The sequence below is a fragment of the Kitasatospora sp. NPDC093102 genome, assembly GCF_040683915.1.
Classification (GTDB): Bacteria; Actinomycetota; Actinomycetes; order Streptomycetales; family Streptomycetaceae; genus Kitasatospora.
Map to the genome: position 1 here is coordinate 544,170 of NZ_JBFBFA010000001.1, position 21,363 is coordinate 565,532.

Here is a 21,363-nt window from a genome sequence, read left to right on the forward strand (position 1 = left end):
GTGCAAGGGATGACGAGCGGTTCGCCGCAGGTCGGCGCGGTGTGCGCGGCCTGGTCGTCGGCCGCCGTGCCGACAGGCCGTTCGGCGAGGACTCCGGGACGTCTGGGAGACTGACCCTGATGACAACTGCGAACACGACCGGGACAGCCACCCTCACCGAAGGCGTACGGGCCGAGGCGACCATCGATCTCGCCGCCCTGCGCGGCAACCTCGCGACGCTGCGCGAGCGCGTCGGCAGCGCGGCGGTGATGCTCGCGGTCAAGGCGAACGCCTACGGCCACGGCGCGGTCGAGTGCGCCCGGGAGGCGGTCGCGAACGGGGTTGGCTGGCTCGGTTGCGCGACGCCGGAGGAGGCGCTGGCGCTGCGGGCCGCGGGCATCCGCCCGGAGCAGGCCCGCATCCTGTGCTGGCTGTGGACGCCGGGCGGGCCGTGGCGCGAGGCGCTGCGCGCGGACCTGGACATCTCGGTCAGCGGCCGGTGGGCGCTGGACGAGCTGTTGCCCGCCGTGCGCGAGACCGGCATCCCGGCGCGGGTGCACCTGAAGGCCGACACCGGCCTCGGCCGCAACGGCTGCCAGCCGCACGACTGGGCGCAGCTGGTGGCCGCAGCCCACCGCGCCGAGGCGGAGGGGCTGCTGACGGTCGTCGGCGTCTGGTCGCACTTCGCCGCGGCGGACGAGCCCGGCCACCCGTCGATCCAAGCCCAGCTGGACTCCTACCGTGCCGCGCTGGCCGCGGCCGAGGCCGCCGGGCTGCGCCCCGAGGTCCGGCACCTGGCCAACTCCCCGGCCGCCCTGCTGCTGCCCGAGTCGCACTTCGACCTGGTCCGCACCGGCCTGGCCGCGTACGGGCTGTCGCCGGTGCCCCAGGTGGGCTCGCCGGCCGACTTCGGGCTGCGCCCGGTGATGGCGCTGACCGCGCGGCTGGCGCTGGTCAAGCACGTCCCCGGCGGGCACGGGGTCAGCTACGGCCACCACTACACGACGCCGGGCGAGACCACCCTGGGCCTGGTCCCGCTGGGCTACGGCGACGGCATCCCCCGGCACGCCAGCGGCACCGGCCCGGTGCAGATCGACGGCAAGTGGCGCACGGTGGCCGGCCGGGTCGCCATGGACCAGTTCGTGGTGGACCTCGGCGGCGACACCCCGGCGATCGGGGACGAGGTGCTGCTGTTCGGCAACGGCGAGCGCGGCGAGCCCACCGCCGAGGACTGGGCCCGCGCCTGCGGCACCATCTCGTACGAGATCATCACCCGGATCGGCGCCCGGGTGCCCCGCCGCTACCTGGGCGGCAGCCGCACCGAGGGTCCGTCGGCATGACCGGCACACCGGCCGAGAGCAATCCGGTCGCGGCGGTCGCCAAGGCGGCCGGCGCCGCCTCCGGGGTGAGCCGGGCGGGTGTGATCGGGATCTCGGTCGGCGTGCTGGCGGCCGGGGCGGCCGCGGGCGTCGCGATCGAGCGGCTGACCGTCGGCCGGGCGACGCGCCGCCGGGCCCGGACCGAACTGGACGCGAACGCGCCGTACGGCTCGCTGCGCGGCCGCCCGAGGACGGTGGCCGCGCCGGACGGCACCGAACTGTACGTCGAGCTGGACGGCACCGGCTGGAGCGAGCCGGACGGCGACGGCACCGGCGCCGAGCCGCTGACCGTGGTGTTCTGCCACGGCTACTGCCTCAACCAGGACAGCTGGCACTTCCAGCGGGCCGCGCTGCGCGAGGGCATGCGGCTGGTCTTCTGGGACCAGCGCAGCCACGGCCGCTCCGAGCGCTCCCGCTCGTACCTGGCGGGCGAGCCGGCCGGCATCGACCAGCTGGGCGGCGACCTCAAGGCGGTGATGGACGCCGTCGCCCCGACCGGGCCGCTGGTGCTGGTGGGCCACTCGATGGGCGGCATGACGGTGATGGCGCTGGCCGACCAGCACCCGGAGCTGTTCCGCGAGCGCGTCGCCGGAGTGGCGCTGATCGGCACCCTCGCCGGGGACTGGGACGAGGTCAGCCTCGGCCTGCCGAAGGCCGGCGCGAAGCTGTTCAAGAAGGTCGCGCCCGGGATGGTGAAGCTGCTGGGCCGCCAGGTCGACCTGGTCGAGGCGACCAGGCGGCTGGGCTCGGACGTGGCCGCCGTCTTCTACCGGAAGTTCTCCTTCGGCGGCCGGGACGTCGACCCCGGCGTGGTGCGCTTCGCCGAGCAGCTGCTGGACGCCACCCCGATCGACGTGGTCGCCGAGTTCTACCCGGTGTTCGGCGTGCACGAGAAGTACGAGGCGCTGGCCGTCCTGCGCGGCCTGCCCGCGCTGGTGCTGGCCGGGACGAAGGACCTGCTGACGCCCTCGACGCTCAGCGAGGCGATGGCCGAGCAGCTGCCCGGCGCCGAGCTGGTCCTGGCCGAGGGCGCCGGGCACCTGGTGATGCTGGAGCGCGCGGAGCTGGTCGACCACGAGCTGGCGCGGCTGCTTCGCCGGGCCGCCCGCTTCGCCGGGGCGCCGCCGCTGCCCGCGACCGTCCTCGACCTGGCCCGGGAGCGGGCCGCGGAACCCGTCGTCGACCCGGCCTAGGCCCCGTGTGCCGCACCCGGGCGCGCCGATGTGGCACGGTAGCGGTGGCGGCCGGTGGTCGGTGCGCCGGTACGGACCGAAGGGCAAGACACGCGCATGGGCTCGCACGCCACTCTCACCGTCCCCACCCCGGAGCGGATGGGCCGGCTCGGCCGGGAGCTGGCCGCGCTGCTGCGGCCGGGGGACCTGGTGCTGCTCTCCGGTGAGCTGGGAGCGGGGAAGACCACGCTGACCCGGGGCCTGGGGGAGGGCCTGCAGGTCCGCGGGGCGGTGACCTCGCCGACCTTCGTGATCGCCCGGGTGCACCCCTCGCTGGTCGGCGGCCCGGCGCTGGTGCACGTGGACGCCTACCGGCTGGGCGGGGACCTGGACGAGATGGAGGACCTCGACCTGGACGTCTCGCTGCCCGAGTCGGTGGTCGTGGTCGAGTGGGGCGAGGGCAAGGTCGAGCGGCTGTCCGAGGACCGGCTGGAGGTCCGGATCGAGCGTGCCATCGGCGACGCCGCGGACGGGGACGACCAGGACCCCCGCCGGGTGGTGCTGACCGGCATCGGCCCGCGCTGGTCGGACGTGGCGCTGGCGGACCTCGCATAGCCGACGGGTTGCCGACAGACTGTCGGCAAGTGTTGCGGGCGGGGTGCCGGGCGTGGTGGGATGGGTGCTGCGGTTAGGTCTGCCTAACTAGGGAGGCGCCATGTCGAGCACCACCCCCGATCCGCAGCGCGCGGTCCCCGCCGCCGAGGCCGGAGACTCCGCCCGCCGCGCTCCGGGAGAGCCGATGCGGGCACTGTTGGCCGCCTGCGCGGCCGCCGAGGCGGTGTCCACCCCGCCCGAACCGCGGCCCAGGCAGGACGAACGGCCCGAGGCGCAGGCGCCCCGGGCCGCGTGAGGCCGCACTTCCCGGACCTGGAGCACGTGGGTTGTTCCAGGCCGCCCGGGATCAGGCGATCACGACCACCTTGGTGTCCTTCGGCGCGAAGTCCCAGAGCAGCTGCCCCTCGGCGCGGCCGCTGCGGATGCCGCCGGTCTTGGCGCTCGGGTCGGTGGTCGGCGTCGCGCCGTCCACCGTCGCGCTGAAGCCGAACACCACGCCGTTCTGCTGCGCGAAGCGCACCACGTGCTCGATCTGCTTGCCGTCCGTCCCCGTGGTGGCCTGGGTGCGGCTGTACACCGCGTAGCTGCCCGGGGCCGGCTCGACCGAGCCCGGGGTGACCGGGAACGCGGCCGAGACCTGCGGGTTCTTCTTCGGATCGACCAGCCAGACGTAGTGGCTGCCGACCGAGTACACCACCCGGAGGCCGGTGCCCGAGGTGGCCGGCAGCGCGGGAACGGTCGGGGTGGCCGCGGGGGTCGGGGCCGCGGCGGTGGCCGTGCCGGTCGCCGTGGTGGTGGCGGTGGGCTTGGCGCCGCCCGCCCGGTTCTGGGCGCCGTTGGCCTGGAAGGCCAGCAGGCTCACCACCGCCAGGGCCCCCAGGGTCAGCCCCGTGACCACCACTCCAGGACCCATCTTCGCCACGTTGCCGCTCCCGCCGCCGTCCCTTTACGTACGGCCCCATCGTGCCAGGTTCATCCTCGCGGGTCGCAGCGCCTCGGATCTGTGTTCCCGGGTGGCACACCTTGCCGATCGGCCGGTCGGCCCAACCTCGGTCTAACCTTGACCCCGTGCTGCTGCTCGCGTTCGACACCGCTACCCCTGCCGTCACCGCCGCCGTCCACGACGGCACGGCCGTCCTCGCCGAGACCCACCAGGTCGACGCCAGGCGCCACGGCGAACTGCTGCTGCCCGCGATCGACCGGGTGCTGCGGGCCGCCGGGGTGGACAAGCACCAGCTGACCGGCATCGCGGTCGGCGTCGGTCCCGGCCCGTACACCGGCCTGCGGGTCGGCCTGGTGACCGCCGCCGCGCTCGGCCACGCGCTCGGGCTGCCGGTGCACGGTGTCTGCACCCTGGACGCGATCGCCTTCCAGGCCCGCGCCGAGGGCCTGGCCGGGCAGCCGTTCACGGTGGCCACCGACGCGCGCCGCAAGGAGGTCTACTGGGCCTCGTACGACGCCGACGGCCGCCGCACCGAGGGCCCCGGCGTGGACCGCCCGGCCGAGCTGACCCCGCAGGAACGCTCCGTCGGCGCCGGCGCGCTGCTCTACCCCGACGCCTTCCCGGGCGCGCACGGCCCCGAGCACGTCTCGGCCGGCGCCCTGGCCGGCTTCGCCGCCGCCGAGCTGGCCGCCGGGCGCGAGCTGCTGGCGAACCACCCGCTGTACCTGCGCCGCCCGGACGCCCAGGTCCCCGCTGGCTACAAGACCGTTCTAGGGGGCAAGGCGGTGCTTCCGGCGTGAACCACGGCACCACCCTGCGCCCGATGCGCTGGTGGGACATCGCGCCGGTGCTGGATCTGGAGCTGCGGCTCTTCCCCGAGGACGCCTGGTCCGCCGGGATGTTCTGGTCCGAGCTGGCCGAATCCCACCCCGGCGGCACCCGCCACTACACCGTCGCGGCCGCCCCGGACGGCAGGATCGTCGGCTACGCCGGGCTGATGGCGATCGCCGGCGAGGGCGACGTCCAGACCATCGCCGTCGACGAGCGCCACCAGGGCGCCGGCCTCGGCGCGGCGCTGCTCACCGACCTGATCCGGGAGGCCGCCCGGCGCGAGTGCGCCGAGCTGCTGCTGGAGGTGCGGGTGGACAACCCGCGGGCCCAGCGGCTGTACGAGCGCCACGGCTTCGAACCGGTGGGCATCCGGCGCGGCTACTACCAGCCGGCCAACGTCGACGCGCTGGTGATGCGCCTCGACCACCCGAGCACTGACAGCACCGACCCGAAGGACATTGAGGACACCCGCCATGGCTGACGAACCGCTCGTCCTCGGCATCGAGACCTCCTGCGACGAGACCGGCGTCGGCATCGTGCGCGGCACCACGCTGCTCGCCGACGCGGTCGCCTCCAGCGTCAACGACCACGCCCGCTTCGGCGGCGTCGTCCCGGAGATCGCCAGCCGCGCGCACCTGGAGGCGATGATCCCGACCATCCAGCGCGCCCTGGACACCGCCGGGATCAAGGCGAGCGATCTGGACGGCATCGCCGTCACCGCCGGCCCCGGCCTGGCCGGTGCGCTGCTGGTCGGCGTCAGCGCCGCGAAGGCGTACGCCTGGGCGCTGGACAAGCCGCTGTACGGGGTCAACCACCTCGCCTCGCACATCTGCGTCGACCAGCTGGAGCACGGCCGGCTGCCCTCGCCGACGATGGCCCTGCTGGTCTCCGGCGGGCACTCCTCGCTGCTGCTCAGCGAGGACATCACCAGCGACGTCCGCCCGCTCGGCGCGACCATCGACGACGCGGCCGGAGAGGCCTTCGACAAGGTCGCCCGGGTGCTCGGCCTCGGCTTCCCCGGCGGCCCGATCGTCGACCGCACGGCCCGCGAGGGCGACCCCGGGGCGATCGCCTTCCCCCGCGGTCTGAGCGGCAGGAACGACCCCGCGTACGACTTCTCCTTCTCCGGCCTGAAGACCGCCGTCGCCCGCTGGGTGGAGGCCAAGCGCCGGGCCGGCGAGGAGGTGCCGATCGCCGACGTGGCGGCGTCCTTCCAGGAGGCGGTCACCGACGTGCTCACCCGCAAGGCCGTCAAGGCGTGCAGGGACAACGGCGTCGACCACCTGATGATCGGCGGCGGCGTGGCGGCCAACTCGCGGCTGCGCGAGATGGCCCAGCAGCGCTGCGACCGGGCCGGCATCCGGCTGCGGGTGCCCCGGCCGGGCCTGTGCACCGACAACGGCGCGATGGTGGCGGCGCTGGGCGCCGAGATGGTGTGGCGCGACCGCGCGCCCTCCGCCCTCGACCTGTCGGCGGACTCCTCGCTGCCGGTCACCGACGTCCACGTGCCGGCTGCGGACATCGGGCACGGCGACTTCCACGGCCAGGCCTACGACGCCCTCGGCGGCGGCGCGGCATGACCGTCGCGGCGATGTGGGAGGCCCGGGCGGCGGCCGGTCGAGGGGCTGAACTCGCGGCCTGGGTGCGGGAGTTCGCGCTGCCCGCAGTCCGTGGCGCGGCCGGCCTGGAGCGCGCCGAGCTGCTCTCCGCCCCCGGGGAGCGAGTGCTGCTGATCACCTGGTGGAGCGGCGAGCCCGCGCCCGTCGCCGACCCGCCGACCGAACTGCTCGGCCGTCCGGTGCACCGCTGGTCCTTCACCAGTGAGCACGTCGAGTAATCCGAAAAGCGGATGATACGGGGAACCGCCGCCCCGGCCGCTACCGTGCATAGCTGAGAGGCAGCTGGACGGGAACCGGGAGCGCGGTGCGGTGAGCAGGGACGGGCGGAGCAGGACCAGGACGTACGCGGCGGGGGCGCTGGCCCTGCTGGCCCTCGCCACCGGGTGCGGCGACAACGGGGGCGGCGGCAGCGCCGCCCCGGCCGCGACCACGGCAGCCCCGGCCGCACCCCAGTCCGCCGGCGCCGCGCCGGCCGCTGCGGCCACCACGCCCGGCACGGCCCCGGCCGAGGGCGACGCCGCGGCCTGGGCGAAGTGGAACCTCAAGCCGCTCGCCCCGGCCCCCGCGCCGCCCGCCGACAAGCCCGTCAAGCTCGAACGCACCGGCACCGTGCCGGTGTTCAGCGAGGTGAAGACGAACGACAAGGTCGTCTTCATCACCATCGACGACGGCGCCGAGAAGGACCCGAAGTTCGTCGAGATGCTCACCGACCTCAAGGTGCCGATCTCGATGTTCCTGACCAAGGACATAGTCAAGAACGACTACGGCTACTTCAAGCCGCTCCAGGCACTGGGCAACCACATCCAGAACCACACCGTCACCCACCCGGTGATGAGCAAGCTCCCGCCGGAGAAGCAGAAGGCCGAGATCTGCGACGACCAGTCCGCGCTCACCCAGCAGTACGGCACCGCCCCGCTGCTGTTCCGCCCGCCGTTCGGCGACGGCGCCAACACCCCGACGCTCAACACCTCGGTCCAGGAGTGCGGCCCGCGCGCCATAGTGCTGTGGCGCGAGTCGATGCAGATCCACGACATGCAGTACCAGGCCGGCGACAAGAAGCTGAAGCCCGGTGACATCATCCTGGCGCACTTCCGCGGCCCCAAGGAGCTCAAGGGCGCCACGATGACCCAGATGTTCGGCGACCTGCTCGCCCGGATCCAGGAGCAGGGATTCTCGGTGGCCCGGCTGGAGGACTACATCCAGGCGCCCGCGTCCTGAGCGGCCCGTACGGGCTGCCCCAGCATCATCAGCGGACCGTGGTCGGTGCGGCTGAGGATGACCGTGACGGTGTTCGGCCCGGAGGGCTTGAGCTGACGGCGCAGCTCCTCCGGGGTGATCGCCATCCCGCGCTTCTTGATCACCACCGTGCCGACCCCGCGCTCGCGCAGCAGTGCCTTCAGCTTCTTGATGTTGAACGGCAGCACGTCGGTGAGTTCGAAGGCGTGCGCGTACGGGGTGGCGACCAGCTCGTCCGAGGTCAGGTAGGCGATCTTCGGGTCGATCAGCCGACCGCGCACCTGCCCGGCCACCTCGGCCACCAGGTGCGCCCGGATCACCGCGCCGTCCGGCTCGTACAGGTAGCGCCCGACCGGGCCGGCCGGCGGGTCGGGCAGGTCGCCACCGGTCAGGCTGGCGCCCTGCGGCAGCAGGGTGGCGCGGTGCGGGCTCGCGGCCCCGGTGCCGAACCAGAGCACCGCCTCCTTGACGTCGCCGTGGTCGGAGACCCACTCGGCCTCGGCGTCCTCCGGCACCGCCTCGTGCGGGATGCCCGGCGCGACCTTCAGCGCGCCGATCGGGGTCCGCCGGCCGGCCCCGATCGCCCAGGAGAGCGGCGGGGCGTACGCCTCCGGGTCGAACACCCGGCCGCGCGAGGTGCGCCGGGCCGGGTCGGTGAACACCGCGTCGTAACCGGTGACGTCCACCTCGGCGACGTCCGCGCAGCGCACCTCGACCAGCCCGGCCAGACCCAGCGCGGCGGCGTTGGCCGCGGTGGCGGCACAGGCCGCCGGGTCCTTGTCCACGGCCAGCACCTCGATGCCCGCCCGGGCCAGCGCCAGCACGTCCCCGCCGATGCCGCAGCACAGGTCCGCCAGCCGTCGTACGCCCAGCCCGGCGAACCGCTGCGCCCGCCACTCGGCCACGCTGCGCCGGGTGGACTGCTCGACCCCGTTGGGCGTGAAGTACATCAGGTCGGCGTCCGCCCCGAACTTCGCCCGGGCCCGCTGCCGCAGCCGCGCCTGCCCGAACGCCGCCGACACCAGCTCCGCCGGGTGCTCCCGCCGCAAGCGGGTCGCCAGCGCGAGCTCCTCCTCGGGGGTGAACTCGCGCAACTCGGCGAGCAGGGCCTGGCCCTCGGGCGTCAGCAGGGGCTGGAGGTTCTCGGTGTCCACGGGGTCATTCTCGCCGGTCAGTCGGCCGGCCGGGCCGGCAGCGCGAGGACGAACGGCGTACTCGCCGTGAGCGCGATCAGGGGCAGCAGGTCCGCCGCCGAGTGCATCCGCGGTCGCGCAGGCGGTCGGTTCACCGCCACAGGATGCCCGAGGACAGGACCACGGGCAGCAGGAGCGGGGCGAGCGCGGCGGCGACCGGGAGGAACTGGTAGCCGGACCGCCAGGTGCGGAAGGCCACCACGAGGCCCGCCACCAGGGAGACGGCCGGGCCGGCCAGCATCCCGATGCCCAGGAAGGCCGCCCCGTCGTCCCCGGTGCCGGGGCCGTTGCCGAGGCCGGCGACGAAGGAGAAGACGAGGAACGGCAGCACGGCTCCCAGCAGGGGCAGCGACAGCAGTGCGAGGGACGCGTCCTTGAGGTGGGACGGGCCGAGTCGCGCCGGGATCGATGTCATGGCAGGAGTCTGTCGACGCCCGGGCCCGCCGCACATGAGTACGGCTACTCATCCGCGAACCAGAGGTCCTCAGGGCGCGTCGTTGGCACTCTGGTTGACTGAGTGCTAACAGGGCCCTATGGTCGTCCTTGGCACTCCCCACTGGGGGAGTGCTAACGCGAAGACGCGTGTCTGACCCCCGCGACGGCAGGCCCGCAGGTTCGCCCCTACCCGTTAGAAAACCCCGTAATCTCCGAAGGGGAGCTCGGACGTGACCACCAGCAGCAAGGTTGCCATCAAGCCGCTCGAGGACCGCATCGTGGTCCAGCCGCTCGACGCCGAGACCACCACGGCCTCCGGCCTGGTTATCCCGGACACCGCCAAGGAGAAGCCCCAGGAGGGCGTCGTCCTGGCCGTCGGCCCGGGCCGCTTCGAGGACGGCCAGCGTCTGCCGCTCGACGTCGCCGTGGGTGACATCGTCCTGTACTCGAAGTACGGCGGCACCGAGGTGAAGTACCAGGGCGAGGAGTACCTGGTGCTCTCCGCCCGCGACGTTCTCGCGATCATCGAGAAGTAAGACGTCCCGACCCGCCCCGGATCCGTGTCCTCAGTGACAGTGGCCCGGGGCGTGGTTGTTGGTTCACGTAGTTCGGCGGCCGGTGGGCCGGCCGCAGCCCCGAGGGAATAGGGAACATGGCGAAGATCCTGCAGTTCGACGAGGACGCCCGCCGCTCGCTGGAGCGCGGTGTCAACAAGCTGGCCGACACCGTCAAGGTGACCATCGGCCCCAAGGGCCGCAACGTCGTCATCGACAAGAAGTTCGGCGCCCCGACCATCACCAACGACGGTGTCACCATCGCCCGTGAGGTCGAGCTGGACGACCCGTACGAGAACCTTGGCGCGCAGCTCGTCAAGGAGGTCGCCACCAAGACCAACGACGTCGCGGGTGACGGCACCACCACCGCCACCGTGCTGGCCCAGGCCCTGGTCAACGAGGGTCTGCGCAACGTCGCCGCCGGAGCCGGCCCGGCCGCCCTGAAGAAGGGCATCGACAAGGCCGTCGCCGCTGTCTCCGAGCACCTGCTCTCCGTCGCCCGCGAGATCGAGGGCAAGGACGACGTCGCCGCCGTCGCCTCCCTCTCCGCCCAGGACACCCAGGTCGGCGAGCTGATCGCCGAGGCGATCGACAAGGTCGGCAAGGACGGTGTCATCACCGTCGAGGAGTCGAACACCTTCGGCGTGGAGCTGGACTTCACCGAGGGCATGCAGTTCGACAAGGGCTACCTGTCGCCGTACTTCGTCACCGACGCGGAGCGGCAGGAGGCGGTCCTGGAGGACCCGTACATCCTGATCAACCAGGGCAAGATCTCCTCCATCCAGGAGCTGCTGCCGCTGCTGGAGAAGATCCTCCAGGGCGGTGCCTCCAAGCCGCTGCTGATCATCGCCGAGGACGTCGACGGCGAGGCGCTGTCGACCCTGGTCGTGAACAAGATCCGTGGCACCTTCAACGCCGTCGCCGTCAAGGCCCCGGGCTTCGGCGACCGCCGCAAGGCGATCCTCGGCGACCTGGCCGTCCTGACCGGTGGCCAGGTCATCTCCGAGGAGGTCGGCCTCAAGCTCGACCAGGTCGGCCTGGACGTGCTGGGCACCGCCCGCCGCGTGACCATCACCAAGGACGAGACCACGGTCGTCGACGGTGCCGGTGACGCCGAGGCCGTGGCCGGCCGCGTCGCCCAGATCAAGGGCGAGATCGCCGCGACCGACTCCGACTGGGACCGCGAGAAGCTGCAGGAGCGCCTGGCCAAGCTGGCCGGCGGCGTCTGCGTCATCAAGGTCGGCGCCGCCACCGAGGTGGAGCTGAAGGAGCGCAAGCACCGTCTGGAGGACGCCATCTCGGCGACCCGCGCCGCGGTCGAGGAGGGCATCGTCGCCGGTGGTGGCGCCTCCCTGGTCCACGCCGCCAAGGTGCTGGAGGACGGCCTGGGCCTGTCGGGCGACGAGGCGACCGGTGTCGCGGTCGTCCGCAAGGCGCTGCACGAGCCGCTGCGCTGGATCGCCCAGAACGCCGGCCTCGAGGGCTACGTCATCACCCACAAGGTCGCCGAGCTGGAGACCGGTCACGGCTACAACGCGGCCACCGGCGAGTACGGCGACCTGCTGAAGGCCGGCGTCATCGACCCGGTCAAGGTCACCCGCTCCGCGCTGGAGAACGCCGCCTCGATCGCCTCCCTGCTCCTCACCACCGAGACCCTCGTGGTGGAGAAGAAGGAGGAGGAGGCCGACAACGGTCACGGCCACTCGCACGGCCACGGCCACTCGCACTGAGGCCCGAACCACTGACCGGAGGCCCGGTCCGCGCCCCGCGAGGGGATGCGGGCCGGGCCTCCGGCCGTCCGCGCTTGACCTTTCAACTATCAGTAGAATTTTGCAGAACGCAAAGATTGCCTTATAACTAAGGCATGATCGAGGCCCGCCACCTGCGCGTCCTGCGTGCCGTCGCCCGCACCGGCTCCTTCTCCGCCGCCGCCCGCGAGCTGGGGTGTACGCAGCCCGCCATCAGCCAGCAGATGAAGGCCCTGGAGAAGTCGGTGGACACCCCGCTGGTGGTCCGCTCGGGCCGCGGGATGCAGCTCAGCGAGGCAGGCCGGGTCCTGCTCAAGCATGCCACCGGAATCCTGGCCGGGCTCTCCGCCGCCGAGGAGGAGGTGGCCGCGATCGCCGGGCTGCGGGCCGGACGGGTGCGGCTGGTCTCCTTCCCGACCGCGAGCTCCACCCTGGTGCCGCCCGCGGTCGCCCGCCTGCGGGACGGCCATCCGGGGGTGCGCGTGTCGCTGGTCGAGGCGGAGCCGCCGGAGTCGCTGGCGATGCTGCGCGGCGGCGAGTGCGAGATCGCACTGGCCTTCCGCTACCCGCAGTCCGACGGCGCCGTCGCGCTCCCGGCGCCCGCCCACGGTACGCCGCGCGAGGCCCGGGCCGAGGCCAACCTGGAGGCGCAGCAGCTGACCGCCGGGACCGACTGGTCCGATCTGGTGGCCACCCCGCTGCTGGACGACCCTCTGGTGGGCCTGCTGCCCGCCGCTCATCCGCTGGCGGGGCGGGGCGGGGCGGTGGAGCTGGCCGAGCTGGCGGGGGAGCAGTGGATCGCCGGTTGCCCGCAGTGCCGGGGGCACCTGGTGGAGCTGTGCGCCGGTGCGGGCTTCGAGCCCCGGATCGACTTCGCGACGGACGACTACCCGGCGGTGGTCGGCCTGGTGGCGGCCGGGCTCGGGGTCGCGGTGCTGCCTCGGCTGGCGCTCCAGTCGGTGCGCCCTGACGGCGTGTCGACGGTGCCGGTGCGGACGGCCTCCGGGGCGCCCGCGGTGCGCCAGGTGGTCGCGCTGACCCTGCCGGACCTGGCCGAGGTGCCGGCCGTGGCGCTGATGCTGGAGCGGCTGGCGGGGGCGGCTGCCGATCGCTGACGGTGGGTGACGGGGCTGCCCTGGCCCTGCACGCACGGTGAGTCGGCAGGCTGAGGTGTCAAGAAGAAACGTTTTTTCGCGGCGCTCGTGGAGACGGGTCTAGCGCTGGGCGACCGCCGGCGGGGCCAGTGGGACCTCGACCAGCCGGTGCCGCGAGCGCCCCAGCATCTCCTCGCGCTCGTCCTCGGTCATCCCGCCCCAGACGCCGTACGGCTCACGGACCGCCAGCGCGTGCGCCGCGCACTCGGCGATCACCGGACAGCGCATACAGACCTCCTTGGCGCTGGCCTCGCGCGAACTGCGTGCGGCCCCGCGCTCGCCCTCGGGGTGGAAGAAGAGCGAGCTGTCCACGCCACGGCAGGCTGCGGAGAGCTGCCAGTCCCAGAGGTCCGCGTTGGGACCGGGGAGGCGGGAGAAATCTGCCATGGCTCATTCCCTTCAGAGGCTGTCGGCCGTCGGCCGGGCGTTCGGCGGGGGGCTGCTGCCGAGCGGTGCGGCGGGGCTTCGATGCACTGGTATGGACACCTGGAAATATGACTTAAGGCAACTCCATGGACAAGTCACCCACACACTGGCACAACAGTCAATGACCATACGAAAGCTATAAAAACGGGCATAGCGGGCAAGGGCTCCGCCGGGCGCGGGCGTGGCAATCGGGTGGCCGACGGGCGCGCGACGTGCCGAATCGGTGTGCGGGTCGCACGCCCACCGCGCGCGAGCTGCGGAAAAGTGCGGCGTGTGCACCGCGATGCGGCTGATCGGTAATGGGTTGGCCACGTACAGTGGTGGACGTGGCCCCGAAGGCCGTAACTCATTCGAGTGACGGTCGTTGGAAGTGCGGAGGCGGTCAGCGGGCGCCGGACGTCGGAACGATCGCGGGCAGGTTGGGGCGATCGGCACGGAGTCCGTCGCCGATCGGCCGTGTCGGAGAGGTTCGTACCAGCCAGGAGGCTCAACGTGACGCGGATCAGCTGCGGAGGACGACGGTCATGACTTCCGTTCTCGTTTGCGACGATTCCCCGCTCGCCCGCGAGGCGCTTCGCCGCGCGGTCGCGACCGTACCCGGTGTGGACCGGGTCACCACCGCGACGAACGGGGAGGAGGTCCTCCGCCGCTGGGTGGCCGACCGCTCCGATCTCGTTCTGATGGACGTCCGGATGCCCGGCCTCGGCGGGGTCGAGACGGTCCGGCGGCTGCTGTCCGCCGACCCGGGCGCGCGGATCATCATGCTCACCGTCGCCGAGGACCTCGACGGCGTCGCGCTCGCGGTGGCCGCCGGCGCCCGCGGGTACCTGCACAAGGACGCCTCGCGCGCCGAGCTGCGGGCCACCGTCACCCAGGCCCTCGCCGACCCGACCTGGCGGCTCGCCCCGCGCCGGCTGCGCAGCCCCGACATGGGTGCGGCGCCGACCCTGACGGCGCGTGAGATCCAGGTGCTGGAGGGCATGAGCCACGGCCGCAGCAACGCCGAGATCGGCCGCGAGCTGTTCCTCTCCGAGGACACCGTCAAGACCCATGCCCGACGGCTGTTCAAGAAGCTCGGGGCCTCCGACCGGGCGCACGCGGTGGCGCTGGGCTTCCGCTGGGGCCTGGTCCGCTGACCATCGGCGGCGCCGCCGGTTGCGGCGCGCCGTCGGCGGTTCCCGGAACGGGCACCGCACAGGCGTGTGACGTCACGGTCCCGAGGTTGCACCATGGAGGAGTGGAGCACCTCGGGGACCAGCGGACAGGCACTGCGGCGAACCACGCAGCCGCAGGACACTCGGTGGACGGCGCGACGGACGGGACCATCACCGACGACGACGGCGGGGCGGGAGGCGGCACGGTGCAGGAGGGGCTGGTGGTGCGCGGCACGCCGTACGGTGCGGCACCGCATAACGTTCCGGTGCACAACTCCGGACGCGGTGCCGCGTTTTCCCTCTCGACCAGGCACCATGGACCGATGCGCGACGACGTCGCCGGTGCGGCCGGCCAGGCGGACCCGGTGGAGGCCGAGCCCTCCGGTCCGGGCCACGATCCGTCGTACGCCGATCCCGGCGGTTCCGCCGGTGCGACCGGGCCGGGCCGCCCGCCGGTGCTCGGAAGGGGTGGCTCGCCGCTGGTGGGCGAGCTGGTCGCGGCCGCGGTGCGCGGCGAGGGCCCGGCGATCGACGCGCTGCTCGCCTACGTCCACCCGCTGGCGCTGCGGTACTGCCGCGCCAAGCTGGTCCGGCTGCCCGGCGGGGCCCGGCACCACGTGGACGACGTCGCGCAGGAGGTCTGCGTCGCGGTGCTCTGCGCGCTGCCCCGGTACAAGGACCAGGGGCGCCCGTTCGAGGCCTTCGTCTACGGGATCGCCGCGCACAAGATCGCCGATCTCCAGCGGGCCGCGATGCGCGGGCCCGGTTCGACCGTCGTGCCGCAGGACGACCTGCCGGAGGTGCCGGACGAGGCGCTCGGCCCGGAGGAGCAGGCGCTGCTGAGCAGTGACGCGGCCTGGGCGAAGGAACTGCTCTCCAACCTGCCGGCCCGTCAGCGCGAACTGGTGCTGCTGCGGGTGGCCGCCGGGCTGTCGGCGGAGGAGACCGGCGAGGTGCTCGGGATGTCACCGGGTGCCGTCCGGGTCGCCCAGCACCGGGCGCTCAGCCGGCTGCGGGCGCTTGCGGAGGAGTCCTCCTGATCCGTGCCGGTTGCGCCGGTTGCGCGCCGATCATGGGGGAATGGGCCACGGGGCGGGGTTGTTGTCAAGGGCACACGAGGACACATTCGCGGTGCCAGTACCATGGGGTATCGGCGCCTGGGCGGGTTGCCAAAGTTTCACGGGTGCGCGCGGGGTCCCCTTGGAGGATCCTCCCATTGCACCCGGCTTCGGCGGTCTGCGCGAGTGAGCGATGAATGCGCCCCCACCCTCAGGGCGTGAGCGGATTAGGCCGGCCACGGAAGGTACCCCCCAAATGTCTTACAACGCCGCAGGCGTACCCGAGAAGTTCGCCATGCTCGGGCTCACGTTCGATGACGTCCTGCTGCTGCCCGGGGCCTCCGAGGTGCTGCCGAACCAGGTGGACACCTCCTCCCGGGTCTCCCGGAACGTCCGCGTCAACATCCCGCTGCTCTCCGCGGCGATGGACAAGGTCACCGAGGCCCGGATGGCCATCGCGATGGCGCGCCAGGGTGGCGTCGGCGTGCTGCACCGCAACCTGTCGGTCGAGGACCAGGCCAACCAGGTCGACCTGGTGAAGCGCTCCGAGTCCGGCATGGTCACCGACCCGATCACGGTCGGCCCGGAGACCACCCTGGCCGAGGCCGACGCGCTGTGCGCCAAGTTCCGCATCTCCGGCGTGCCGATCGCCGACGAGGCGGGCAAGCTGCTCGGCATCGTCACCAACCGTGACATGGCCTTCGAGTCGGACCGCAGCCGCCAGGTCCGCGAGATCATGACCCCGATGCCGCTGATCACCGGCAAGGTCGGCATCTCCGGGGTCGACGCGATGGCCCTGCTGCGCCGCCACAAGATCGAGAAGCTGCCGCTGGTCGACGACGAGGGCCGGATCAAGGGCCTGATCACCGTCAAGGACTTCGTCAAGGCCGAGCAGTACCCGAACGCCGCCAAGGACGCCGAGGGCCGGCTGCTGGTCGGCGCCGCCGTCGGCGCCAGCGCCGAGGCGTTCGACCGGGCCCAGGCCCTGGTCGAGGCCGGTGCGGACTTCCTGGTGGTGGACACCTCGCACGGCCACAGCCACAACGCGCTGGCCTGGATCGCGAAGATCAGGTCCGCCGTCAAGATCGACGTCGTCGGCGGCAACGTGGCCACCCGGGACGGCGCCCAGGCGCTGATCGACGCCGGCGTGGACGGCGTCAAGGTCGGCGTCGGCCCCGGCTCCATCTGCACCACCCGCGTGGTCGCCGGCATCGGCGTCCCGCAGATTACCGCCATCTACGAGGCCGCCCAGGCTTGCCAGGCGGCCGGCGTGCCGGTCATCGGCGACGGTGGTCTCCAGTACTCGGGCGACATCGGCAAGGCGCTGGCCGCCGGTGCCGACACCGTGATGCTCGGCTCGCTGCTGGCCGGCTGCGAGGAGTCCCCGGGCGAGCTGCTGTTCATCAACGGCAAGCAGTTCAAGTCCTACCGCGGCATGGGCTCGCTGGGCGCCATGCAGTCCCGCGGCCAGGCGAGGTCCTTCTCCAAGGACCGCTACTTCCAGGGCGAGGTCACCTCCGACGAGAAGCTCATCGCCGAGGGCATCGAGGGCCAGGTGCCGTACCGCGGCCCGCTGTCGACCGTGCTCTACCAGCTGGTCGGCGGCCTGCGCCAGACCATGGGCTACGTCGGCGCCGCCACCGTCGCCGAGATGGAGAGCAAGGGCCGCTTCGTCCGGATCACCTCGGCGGGCCTCAAGGAGAGCCACCCGCACGACATCCAGATGACCGTCGAGGCGCCGAACTACTCGACCCGCTGATCCGTCGAACCACTGAAGGGCCTGCTGCCGGACCACGGCGGCGGGCCCTTCGGGCTGTCCGGGCCGTGGGCCGTCGGGGCGGGACCGGCAGCAGTACGGGATACTGGGGTGCGGCCGGGGTGACCCGGCGGGCATGAGCAACAAAGCAGAAGGGCTCGAAGTGACTGAGATCGAGATCGGGCGAGGCAAGCGCGGCCGTCGGGCGTACGCATTCGACGACATCGCTGTCGTCCCCAGCCGCCGGACCCGGGACCCGAAGGAGGTCTCGATCGCCTGGCAGATCGATGCCTATCGCTTCGAGCTGCCGTTCCTGGCCGCCCCGATGGACAGCGTGGTCTCGCCCCAGCAGGCCATCAAGATCGGCCGCCTCGGCGGTCTGGGCGTGCTGAACCTCGAAGGCCTGTGGACCCGCTACGAGGACCCGCAGCCGCTGCTGGACGAGATCGCCGCGATCACCGACGAGTCCACCGCGACCCGTCGGCTCCAGGAGATCTACGCCGCGCCGATCCGCGCCGAGCTGATCAAGCAGCGGATCCAGGAGGTCCGCGACTCCGGCGTGGTCACCGCCGCCGCGCTCTCGCCGCAGCGCACCGCCGAGTTCTCCAAGGCCGTGGTGGACGCCGGCGTCGACGTCTTCGTCATCCGCGGCACCACCGTCTCGGCCGAGCACGTCTCCAGCGCCGCCGAGCCGCTCAACCTCAAGCAGTTCATCTACGAGCTGGACGTCCCGGTGATCGTCGGCGGCTGCGCCACGTACACCGCGGCGCTGCACCTGATGCGGACCGGCGCCGCCGGCGTGCTGGTCGGGTTCGGTGGGGGCGCCGCCCACACCACTCGGAACGTTCTGGGCATCCAGGTGCCGATGGCCACGGCCGTGGCCGATGTGGCGGCGGCCCGTCGTGACTACATGGACGAGTCCGGCGGGCGCTACGTGCACGTGATCGCGGACGGTGGGGTCGGGTACAGCGGGGACATCCCGAAGGCGGTCGCCTGCGGTGCCGACGCGGTGATGATCGGGGCTGCGCTGGCGCGGGCGACGGATGCCCCGGGCAAGGGGTTCCACTGGGGGATGGAGGCCGTCCACGAGGAGCTGCCGCGTGGCAAGCGGGTGGACCTCGGGACCGTCGGCACCACCGAGGAGATCCTGACCGGTCCGTCGCACACGCCGGACGGGACCATGAACCTGTTCGGTGCGCTGCGACGGGCGATGGCGACCACGGGGTACACGGAGCTCAAGGAGTTCCAGCGGGTCGAGGTGACGGTCAACCCGGCGCTCGACCACCGCTGAGGCTCGGGTTCTTCGCGGTGAGGGAGGCCCCTGCCGGGGAGACGGCGGGGCCTCTCGGTTTTCCGGGGCGGGGGCGGGGCTCTCGGGAGGGGGTGGTGCGGGGCTCAACTGCGAGTGGCGGTTCGGCGGGTGAGAAGGAAGCCGCCGATGAGGGCGATGGCGTAGAAGGCGGCGTCGAGGGGGCGCAGGTCGGCGCGCCAGGTGGTGATGGCGTCGTGCAGCAGGCCGTGGGGGGCGGGGCCGTCGGCGTGGATCCGGCGGAGGTGTTCGATCAGCTGGCCGAGGAGGAGGGCTCCGGCTGCGAGGAGGGCGCCGAGCGGGGGGAGTAAGCGGCCCTGGCCGCCGAGGCGGCCGAGGGGGAGGGCGACCAGGCCGGCCGGGGCGATCGCCAGCCAGCCGAGGCTGTCGGCGGCGCGCAGGGGGGCGCTGCCGTAGGCGAGGCCGCCGAGCAGCATGGCGAGCAGGGCCAGGGCCACGGCCAGGGCGGTGCGGCGGCGGGGGACGGGGCGGGGCGCGGGTTCGGCGGGCTCGAAGCCGGTCACCGGGGCGCCCGGCATGCCGGGGGCGACGTATCCCTCGGGGGTGGCCGGGGCCGGTGCGACCGAGTAGTGCTGGGCGGTGAGCGGCCGGGTCGATGGGCCGTCAGTGCCCGGTGCGGGTGCGGTCATGGGCGTCGAATCCCCCCGGAAAGACGATGAGCTGCCGAACGGTAGCAGTGGCCCGGGCAGATCTTGGCGAGTTTTCGATCACAGATCAGGCACGGAGCGCCGTACCCGTTCCGGTTCGTCCCGGCTTGGGCCGGGGGGTGGGTGGTCGAGGGCCCTCGGGACAGGAGATGATGGAGGCTTGGGCGCTCGGGACCCAGGTGGGCCGACGCGCCGTCACCACGACCGCCGGCAGCACATGGGGGAACGTTCCGAATGACCCAGGCGCAGGGTTCCACCGGCCGCCTCCTGGCCGGCCGCTACCGCCTGAACGGCGTGCTCGGGCGCGGCGGCATGGGCACGGTCTGGCGCGCCGAGGACGAGATGCTGGGCCGGACCGTCGCGGTCAAGGAACTGCGGATGAACGCCAGCGTCGACGAGGAGGAGAAGCACCGGCTGATCACCCGGACGCTGCGCGAGGCCAAGGCGACCGCACGGATCCGGCACAGCTCGGCGGTGACGGTCTTCGACGTGGTCGACGAGGACGACCGGCCGTGGATCGTCATGGAGCTGGTCGAGTCCCGCTCGCTCGCCGACGTGGTACGGGAGGACGGGCCGCTGACGCCCGGCCGGGCGGCGGAGATCGCGCTGGACGTGCTGGGCGTGCTCAGCGCGGCGCACGCGCTGGGCATCCTGCACCGGGACGTCAAGCCGTCCAACGTGCTGATCGGCGATGACGGCCGGGTGGTGCTCACCGACTTCGGCATCGCCAGCGTGGAGGGCGACGCCTCGGTCACCTCCACCGGGATGCTGGTCGGCGCGCCCTCGTACATCTCGCCGGAGCGGGCCCGCGGGCAGAAGCCCGGGCCGCCGGCCGACCTGTGGTCGCTGGGCGGCACGCTGTACGCGATGGTCGAGGGCCGGCCGCCGTACGACCGGGGCTCGGCGCTGGCCACGCTGACCGCGGTGATGACCGAGGACCTGACGGCGCCGGTGAACGCCGGGCCGCTGCTGCCGGTGATCGAGGGGCTGCTGGCGAAGGACCCGGCCGAGCGGCTGGACGCCTCGCAGACCCGGTCGATGCTCAAGCGGGTGGTCGCGGAGGCGACCGCGCGGGCCGAGTCGACCACCGAGCACGCGGTGCCGGTGGAGAAGCCGGCCGAGGCGGCGTCGGAGCCTTCGAAGGCGGAGCCGGAGCAGCCCGAGGACGGCCGCAAGCGGGCTGTGGGCGGGCTGCTGGGGACGGTTCGGGTGGGGAGCCGGGCGCAGGGTGGGGAGCCGCCCGCGGAGGCCGCGGAGCCCGCTCCGGCCGAGCCGGGGCCCGAGCCGATCCGGCCGGTGACCAGTGAGTGGACGAGGGGTGCGACGCAGGCGGCCGGGGCCGACCCGCGCACCGGCCGGCGGCGGCTGGCCATCGCCACCGTGATCGTGGTGCTGCTGCTGATCGCGGGAGTGGTGGCGGTGATCCAGGCGGTCGGTGGGGACGGCGCCTCGACCGGCGGGGCCACGCAGAGTGCGGGTGCCACGGCGCCGGTGGCGACCGGTACGGAGCCGGTGCCGACGTCGGCACCGGCGGGCGAACCCGCGCCGGCGCCCGCCCAGCCGACGGGCGATCCGGCCGCGGTGCCGGACGCGCCCGTGCAGTCCGCCGGCGCGCCGGCTGCCCCCGGGCAGCCCCCGGCGCAGGCCCAGCCCCCGGCGCAGACCCCGGCGCAGCCCGCGCCGGGCGCCGTGCCGGCCGGGTACCACGAGTACAAGGACCCGAGCGGCTTCTCGGTCGTGATCCCGGACGGCCTGCAGCCGACCGGGTCGGAGGCCAACCGGCGGATCTTCAAGAACGCGGCCGACGGCAGCCAGCTGCGGATCGAGTGGACCACGTCGCCCGGTGCGAGCGCGGTTGCGGACTGGCAGGAGTCCGAGCCGGCCCTGAGCGCGAAGGTCACCAACTACCAGCGGGTGAACCTGGCGGCGATCGGCTACCGGCAGTGGAGCAACGCGGCGGACTGGGAGTGGACCAGCGGCACGCCCAGGACGCACTCGCTCAACCGCGGCTTCGTGACCGGGACCCCGGCCAAGTACGGGTACTCGATCTACTGGATCGTCCCGGACACCGAGTGGGCCGCCCAGGCCCCGGTCCGGGACGTCGTCTTCAACAGCTTCCAGCCCGCGCCGTAGG

Annotated in this window: 22 protein-coding genes; 17 read left to right on the forward strand and 5 right to left on the reverse strand. The window is 73.1% G+C overall.

Annotated elements, in window-relative coordinates:
• The first annotated feature begins 119 nt into the window (after positions 1 to 119).
• The 4 genes from alr (at position 120) to AB0O11_RS02615 (ending at position 3,440) form a co-directional block, all read left to right on the forward strand.
• Positions 120 to 1,319 carry an alanine racemase gene (gene alr, locus AB0O11_RS02600; protein ID WP_363380979.1) on the forward strand — a complete coding sequence of 400 codons (1,200 nt, stop codon included), beginning with the start codon at positions 120 to 122 and terminating at the stop codon, positions 1,317 to 1,319.
• On the forward strand, positions 1,316 to 2,551 hold the full coding sequence (locus AB0O11_RS02605) for an alpha/beta hydrolase (RefSeq protein WP_363380981.1): 1,236 nt from the start codon (positions 1,316 to 1,318) through the stop codon (positions 2,549 to 2,551). The genes alr and AB0O11_RS02605 overlap by 4 nt, the downstream gene beginning before the upstream one ends.
• Positions 2,552 to 2,647: 96 nt before the next feature.
• Positions 2,648 to 3,145: a tRNA (adenosine(37)-N6)-threonylcarbamoyltransferase complex ATPase subunit type 1 TsaE gene (tsaE, locus tag AB0O11_RS02610; protein WP_363380983.1), complete on the forward strand. Its 498-nt coding sequence runs from the start codon at positions 2,648 to 2,650 to the stop codon at positions 3,143 to 3,145.
• Between the two features lie 100 nt (positions 3,146 to 3,245).
• Entirely contained in the window at positions 3,246 to 3,440 is a 195-nt protein-coding gene (locus tag AB0O11_RS02615; protein ID WP_363380985.1) for a hypothetical protein, read from the forward strand.
• A gap of 51 nt (positions 3,441 to 3,491) precedes the next feature.
• Here AB0O11_RS02615 and AB0O11_RS02620 read toward each other — a convergent pair whose 3' ends face one another.
• The gene (locus AB0O11_RS02620) at positions 3,492 to 4,058 is read right to left on the reverse strand and encodes a hypothetical protein (RefSeq protein ID WP_363381263.1); all 567 of its coding nucleotides are present in this window, start codon (positions 4,056 to 4,058) and stop codon (positions 3,492 to 3,494) included.
• A 155-nt stretch (positions 4,059 to 4,213) separates the two neighbouring features.
• Between AB0O11_RS02620 and tsaB the strand changes: the two genes are divergently transcribed.
• The 5 genes from tsaB to AB0O11_RS02645 all read left to right on the forward strand — a co-directional run bounded on the left by tsaB (position 4,214) and on the right by AB0O11_RS02645 (position 7,756).
• Positions 4,214 to 4,888 (forward strand): tRNA (adenosine(37)-N6)-threonylcarbamoyltransferase complex dimerization subunit type 1 TsaB, encoded by a 675-nt coding sequence (gene tsaB / locus AB0O11_RS02625; protein ID WP_363380987.1) that lies wholly within the window; start codon positions 4,214 to 4,216, stop codon positions 4,886 to 4,888.
• A gap of 23 nt (positions 4,889 to 4,911) precedes the next feature.
• A complete protein-coding gene (gene rimI, locus AB0O11_RS02630) occupies positions 4,912 to 5,400 on the forward strand; it encodes a ribosomal protein S18-alanine N-acetyltransferase (protein WP_363381264.1) in 489 nt (162 codons plus the stop codon).
• Positions 5,393 to 6,499 (forward strand): tRNA (adenosine(37)-N6)-threonylcarbamoyltransferase complex transferase subunit TsaD, encoded by a 1,107-nt coding sequence (tsaD, locus tag AB0O11_RS02635; RefSeq protein WP_363380988.1) that lies wholly within the window; start codon positions 5,393 to 5,395, stop codon positions 6,497 to 6,499. Before rimI ends, tsaD begins: the two co-directional genes overlap by 8 nt.
• Positions 6,496 to 6,756, forward strand: a complete 261-nt coding sequence (locus tag AB0O11_RS02640) for a hypothetical protein (RefSeq protein ID WP_363380989.1) — start codon at positions 6,496 to 6,498, stop codon at positions 6,754 to 6,756. The genes tsaD and AB0O11_RS02640 overlap by 4 nt, the downstream gene beginning before the upstream one ends.
• A gap of 91 nt (positions 6,757 to 6,847) precedes the next feature.
• Entirely contained in the window at positions 6,848 to 7,756 is a 909-nt protein-coding gene (locus AB0O11_RS02645; protein WP_363380990.1) for a polysaccharide deacetylase family protein, read from the forward strand.
• On the opposite strand, the gene AB0O11_RS02650 is transcribed toward AB0O11_RS02645, so the two are convergent.
• Both AB0O11_RS02650 and AB0O11_RS02655 read right to left on the reverse strand, forming a co-directional pair.
• On the reverse strand, positions 7,732 to 8,928 hold the full coding sequence (locus AB0O11_RS02650; protein ID WP_363380991.1) for a class I SAM-dependent methyltransferase: 1,197 nt from the start codon (positions 8,926 to 8,928) through the stop codon (positions 7,732 to 7,734). The two genes, AB0O11_RS02645 and AB0O11_RS02650, sit on opposite strands and share 25 nt — an antisense overlap.
• Before the next feature lie 130 nt (positions 8,929 to 9,058).
• Positions 9,059 to 9,382, reverse strand: a complete 324-nt coding sequence (locus AB0O11_RS02655; RefSeq protein ID WP_363380993.1) for a hypothetical protein — start codon at positions 9,380 to 9,382, stop codon at positions 9,059 to 9,061.
• Between the two features lie 250 nt (positions 9,383 to 9,632).
• Here AB0O11_RS02655 and groES point away from each other — a divergent pair, with 250 nt between their 5' ends.
• The 3 genes from groES to AB0O11_RS02670 all read left to right on the forward strand — a co-directional run bounded on the left by groES (position 9,633) and on the right by AB0O11_RS02670 (position 12,819).
• Positions 9,633 to 9,938: a co-chaperone GroES gene (gene groES / locus AB0O11_RS02660; protein WP_014136232.1), complete on the forward strand. Its 306-nt coding sequence runs from the start codon at positions 9,633 to 9,635 to the stop codon at positions 9,936 to 9,938.
• Positions 9,939 to 10,054: 116 nt separating this feature from the next.
• Positions 10,055 to 11,686, forward strand: coding sequence for a chaperonin GroEL (groL, locus tag AB0O11_RS02665; RefSeq protein ID WP_363380995.1), 1,632 nt, complete (start codon positions 10,055 to 10,057; stop codon positions 11,684 to 11,686).
• A 134-nt stretch (positions 11,687 to 11,820) separates the two neighbouring features.
• The gene (locus AB0O11_RS02670) at positions 11,821 to 12,819 is read left to right on the forward strand and encodes a LysR family transcriptional regulator (protein WP_363380996.1); all 999 of its coding nucleotides are present in this window, start codon (positions 11,821 to 11,823) and stop codon (positions 12,817 to 12,819) included.
• A 99-nt stretch (positions 12,820 to 12,918) separates the two neighbouring features.
• Here AB0O11_RS02670 and AB0O11_RS02675 read toward each other — a convergent pair whose 3' ends face one another.
• A complete protein-coding gene (locus tag AB0O11_RS02675; RefSeq protein WP_049654358.1) occupies positions 12,919 to 13,245 on the reverse strand; it encodes a WhiB family transcriptional regulator in 327 nt (108 codons plus the stop codon).
• A gap of 563 nt (positions 13,246 to 13,808) precedes the next feature.
• Between AB0O11_RS02675 and AB0O11_RS02680 the strand changes: the two genes are divergently transcribed.
• The 4 genes from AB0O11_RS02680 to AB0O11_RS02695 all read left to right on the forward strand — a co-directional run bounded on the left by AB0O11_RS02680 (position 13,809) and on the right by AB0O11_RS02695 (position 18,543).
• Positions 13,809 to 14,420 (forward strand): response regulator transcription factor, encoded by a 612-nt coding sequence (locus AB0O11_RS02680; protein WP_014136228.1) that lies wholly within the window; start codon positions 13,809 to 13,811, stop codon positions 14,418 to 14,420.
• 341 nt (positions 14,421 to 14,761) lie between these two features.
• On the forward strand, positions 14,762 to 15,478 hold the full coding sequence (gene shbA / locus AB0O11_RS02685; RefSeq protein ID WP_363380997.1) for an RNA polymerase sigma factor ShbA: 717 nt from the start codon (positions 14,762 to 14,764) through the stop codon (positions 15,476 to 15,478).
• A gap of 274 nt (positions 15,479 to 15,752) precedes the next feature.
• A complete protein-coding gene (guaB, locus tag AB0O11_RS02690) occupies positions 15,753 to 17,255 on the forward strand; it encodes an IMP dehydrogenase (RefSeq protein WP_363380998.1) in 1,503 nt (500 codons plus the stop codon).
• Positions 17,256 to 17,415: 160 nt separating this feature from the next.
• The gene (locus AB0O11_RS02695) at positions 17,416 to 18,543 is read left to right on the forward strand and encodes a GuaB3 family IMP dehydrogenase-related protein (RefSeq protein WP_363380999.1); all 1,128 of its coding nucleotides are present in this window, start codon (positions 17,416 to 17,418) and stop codon (positions 18,541 to 18,543) included.
• 104 nt (positions 18,544 to 18,647) lie between these two features.
• On the opposite strand, the gene AB0O11_RS02700 is transcribed toward AB0O11_RS02695, so the two are convergent.
• A complete protein-coding gene (locus AB0O11_RS02700; RefSeq protein ID WP_363381000.1) occupies positions 18,648 to 19,211 on the reverse strand; it encodes a hypothetical protein in 564 nt (187 codons plus the stop codon).
• Positions 19,212 to 19,463: 252 nt separating this feature from the next.
• Between AB0O11_RS02700 and AB0O11_RS02705 the strand changes: the two genes are divergently transcribed.
• Positions 19,464 to 21,362, forward strand: a complete 1,899-nt coding sequence (locus AB0O11_RS02705) for a serine/threonine-protein kinase (RefSeq protein ID WP_363381002.1) — start codon at positions 19,464 to 19,466, stop codon at positions 21,360 to 21,362.
• Position 21,363: the final 1 nt, after the last annotated feature.